At 72.3% G+C, this 3,529-nt stretch carries 4 protein-coding genes and 1 pseudogene; 3 read left to right on the forward strand and 2 right to left on the reverse strand.

What is annotated here, in order from left to right; all coding sequences use genetic code 11:
• The 3 genes from ABZ260_RS48620 to ABZ260_RS48630 form a co-directional block, all read left to right on the forward strand.
• A partial coding sequence (locus ABZ260_RS48620) for a DUF58 domain-containing protein (RefSeq protein WP_355632086.1) occupies nucleotides 1-808 on the forward strand: 808 nt, incomplete at its 5' end.
• Between the two features lie 34 nt (nucleotides 809-842).
• Nucleotides 843-1,793: a VWA domain-containing protein gene (locus ABZ260_RS48625; RefSeq protein ID WP_355632089.1), complete on the forward strand. Its 951-nt coding sequence runs from the start codon at nucleotides 843-845 to the stop codon at nucleotides 1,791-1,793.
• Complete coding sequence (locus ABZ260_RS48630; protein WP_355632092.1) at nucleotides 1,794-2,849, forward strand: VWA domain-containing protein; 1,056 nt, start codon at nucleotides 1,794-1,796, stop codon at nucleotides 2,847-2,849.
• 24 nt (nucleotides 2,850-2,873) lie between these two features.
• Here ABZ260_RS48630 and ABZ260_RS48635 read toward each other — a convergent pair.
• A pseudogene (locus ABZ260_RS48635) lies at nucleotides 2,874-3,308 on the reverse strand (NUDIX domain-containing protein).
• A 10-nt stretch (nucleotides 3,309-3,318) separates the two neighbouring features.
• Nucleotides 3,319-3,529 (reverse strand): hypothetical protein (locus tag ABZ260_RS48640; protein ID WP_355632095.1); only part of this gene is annotated, 211 nt, incomplete at its 5' end.

Genomic DNA, 3,529 nt, shown 5'->3' on the forward strand with positions numbered 1-3,529 from the left:
CGCCCACCGCACCGCGCACCGCGGCTCCGGGATCGACTTCACCGGCTTGCGCGCCTACAGCGACGGCGACGACGCCCGGCACATCGACTGGAACGTGACCGCACGGCTGGACGAGCCGCACCTGCGAGTGTTCACCGAGGATCGCGAGCTGACGGTGTGGCTCGTCCTTGACCGGTCGGCGTCGATGGCGGCCGGCCGGCCGGGGCGCGGCAAGCACGACGTACTCGCCGAGCTCGCGCTCGTCCTCGCTCGGCTGTTCGGCCGGGGCGGCAACCGCGTCGGCGCCCTGCTGTTCGACACCGGGACGCCGCGCGTCGTGCCGCCCGGCACCTCCCGGCGGCACGCGCTGCGGATCGGCGCCGAGCTGGAACGCACCTCCGGGGCGCGCGGCGGCACCACCACCGACCTGGCGGAGATGCTCGATGCGGCCGGACGGCTCGCGCGCCGCCGCGCACTCATCGTCGTGCTGTCGGACTTCATCGGCGACGGCGACTGGGAGCGCTCGCTCCAGCGCCTGGCCCGGCGGCACGAGGTGGTCGCCCTGCGGATCGTGGACACCGCCGACGACGTGCTGCCCGAAGCCGGACTGATCGTGGTCGAGGACGCCGAGACCGGCGAGCAACTCGTGGTCGACTCCGCCGACCCGCTGTTGCGGGTCCGCTTCCGCGCCGCCGTCGACGCCCGCGACGCCCGGCTCGCGGCGGGCATGCGCCGGGCCGGGGTGCCCGTCCACCGCATCGACACCGACCGCGATCTGGCCGAGGCGCTCGTCGAGGTCGTCGCCAGAACCGGGGACCGGTCGCCATGACCGATAGACACCTGAGGCCGGCGAAGGAGGCCTCATGACCCTGTCCTCCCCGCTCCTGCTGGTCATCGGACTGTTCGTCACGGCGGCGCTCGTCTGGGCGACCGTCGTCTCGGCGCGCCGCCGGACGGCAGCGCTCGCCGCGGCCGGCGTCGCTGTGCCGGGCGGCCGCCGGGCGTACCTCGGCATCGGCCTGACGATCGCGGGCGTCGGGGTACTCGCGATTGCCACCGCCGGACCGACGGCCATGGTGCCGGTGCCGCGGACCGCGGGCACCGTCATCCTCGCCATCGACGTCTCCAACAGCATGGGGGCGGACGACGTCGCGCCCACCCGGCTGGCGGCCGCGCAGCGGGCGGCCCGCGCGTTCGTGGCGGCCCAGCCCGACAGCGTCGACATCGGAGTCGTCGCGTTCGAACGGGGCGCGCTCACCACCGCACGGCCCGACGCCGACCACTCCGTCGCGCTCGCGGCCGTCGACCGGCTGAAGATCACTGGCGGCACCTCGCTGGGGACGGCCATCACGGCCTCGCTGTCGGCGATCACCGGCAAGCAGGTGACCGTCGACCGCGACGGCGCCGCTCCCGACATCGGCTACTGGCCGTCGGCGACGATCGTGATGTTCTCCGACGGCCAGAACCGGGGCGCGGACGTCGAACGCGCCGCCACCGTGGCCCAGCGGGCGGGCGTCCACATCCACACCGTCGGGGTCGGCACCACGGCCGGGGCGACGGTGCGGGTCGACGGCTACCACCTGCAGACCTCGCTCGAGGAGGACACCCTCGCCGTGATCGCGCAGACCACCGGCGGTGCCTACCACCCCGCCTCCGACACCGCGCGGCTCGACGGGATCGCCGACACGATCGATTTGCGGCTCACCGTCTCCGACGAGCCGCTGCCCCTCGCCGGCGGGCTGATCGGGCTCGCCCTCGCGCTGCTCACCGCGGGAGCGGCGCTCACCGTGCTCCGGTCTGGACGGGTGATCTGAATGTCGTTCTCATGGCCGTGGGCGCTGCCGGCAGTCCTGATCATCCCGCTGATCTTCGCCATCCGCGAGTGGGCGCGGCGCCGCCGCCGGCGGGCCGCCGTGCGCGTCACCTCGATCGCGCTCGTACGGAGCGCCCTGCCCGGCCGTACGCGCTGGACGCGGAAGATCCCCGCGGCACTGTTCACAGCCGGGCTCGCGCTGCTCGTGGTCGGGGCCGCGCGCCCGCAGGTGTCGGTCCCGGTGCCGCAGACGTCGGCGACGATCCTGCTCGCGTTCGACACCTCCGGCTCCATGTGTTCCACGGACGTCGACCCCAACCGCATCATCGCCGCAAAGAAGGCCGCCGCGGACTTCATCGAGTCACAGCGGGGCGGGCCGCGCATCGGCCTGGTCACCTTTGCGGGCACCGCGGGTCTGCTCGTCCCTCCCACCGACGACACCAAGTCGCTGATCGAGGCGCTGGACGGCCTCACCGTGTCCCGCGGCACCGCGATCGGGCAGGCCATGCTCACCTCGATCGACGCGATCGCGGAGGTCGACCCGTCGGTCGCCCCCACCGGGGCGGACCCCGGCGGCGGGGAAGGCTACGCCGCTGCCGCGATCGTCGTGCTCACCGACGGCGCCAACACCCAGGGCGTCGACCCACAGCTCGCCGCCCAGGAGGCGGCCCTGCGCCGCGTCCGGGTCTTCACCATCGGCTTCGGCACCACGAACCCGGCCCCGATGGTCTGCGACAACTCACAGTTCGACGGCCGCGGCTTCGACGGCCGGGGCGGCGGTTTTGGCGGCCGCGGCGGATTCGACAGCGGCCGTAACCCCCGCACCATCGACGAGCCCGCACTCAAGCGGATAGCCCAGAGCACCGGCGGCTCCTACCACCGCGCGGAGAACGCCGACCAGCTCCAAAGCGCCCTCGACACTCTTCCCGGCAGCTTCACCGTCATCCACCAGCGGGTCGACACAGCCGCCGCCTTCGCCGCCGGCGGCGCCATCCTCATCGCCGCGGCCCTGTCCCTCTCCCTCTGGTGGAACCGCCCCCGGACCCCGACCCGATGACGGCAGCATGTAGCCGAGACTGCCTCAGTGGTCCCCGCCGGCCAGGTAGTGCCGGATGCGCAGGCGCATCGACATTGTCGTGGGGCACCCAGCGGACCTCGCGGGACTCGTCGCTCGGCGTCGGCTCTCCGTCGACGGCTCGGCCGGTGAGCATGATGGAGAACTCCTGGCGAGCCTCGCTGTTGCTGGTGTAGAGGATCACGTGCTTGGGATCGGTGTAGGTGCCCACCAGGCCAGTGAGCTCACAGGTGATGCTGGCAGCGTCTCCCGGATGGCCGCCTGGGGCAGGGACTCACCGAGGTCGATGGCGCCGCCGGGCACGGCCCAGTTGCCGTCGTCGGTGCGACGGATCATCAGGATCTCGCCCGCCTCGTTGGTGACCACGACGTTCACTGACGGAACCAGGCTGTTGGGCTTGGGCGCGGCGGGGTCGTCGTAGAAGTCGATCCGGCGGCCCATGCTCAGGACTCTACTGACAGGTTTTCATTCCAGAAGCTCCGGTTCCAGGTGATCGAGTGAAGAGCGTCAGGGTGCAGCTTGAGGCGATCACGAGGGTCCTGCCGCTGGGGGAGAAGCCGACAGCACGCAGCTCGCAGGATTCCTCCCGATGTACGTGCCACCAGGACGAGCCGGCTTCGCCTTGATAGGGGCTGCTGTTGAAGGACAGCATCACGCTCTCG

The sequence above is a fragment of the Streptosporangium sp. NPDC006013 genome, assembly GCF_040614275.1.
In the GTDB taxonomy this organism is placed as follows: Bacteria; Actinomycetota; Actinomycetes; order Streptosporangiales; family Streptosporangiaceae; genus Streptosporangium.

What these genes read in the sequence shown, in the direction of transcription:
- ABZ260_RS48625 (WP_355632089.1), top strand. Translation starts at nt 843, where the DNA reads ATGACCCTGTCCTCCCCGCTCCTGCTGGTCATCGGACTGTTCGTCACG.
- ABZ260_RS48630 (WP_355632092.1), top strand. Translation starts at nt 1,794, where the DNA reads ATGTCGTTCTCATGGCCGTGGGCGCTGCCGGCAGTCCTGATCATCCCG.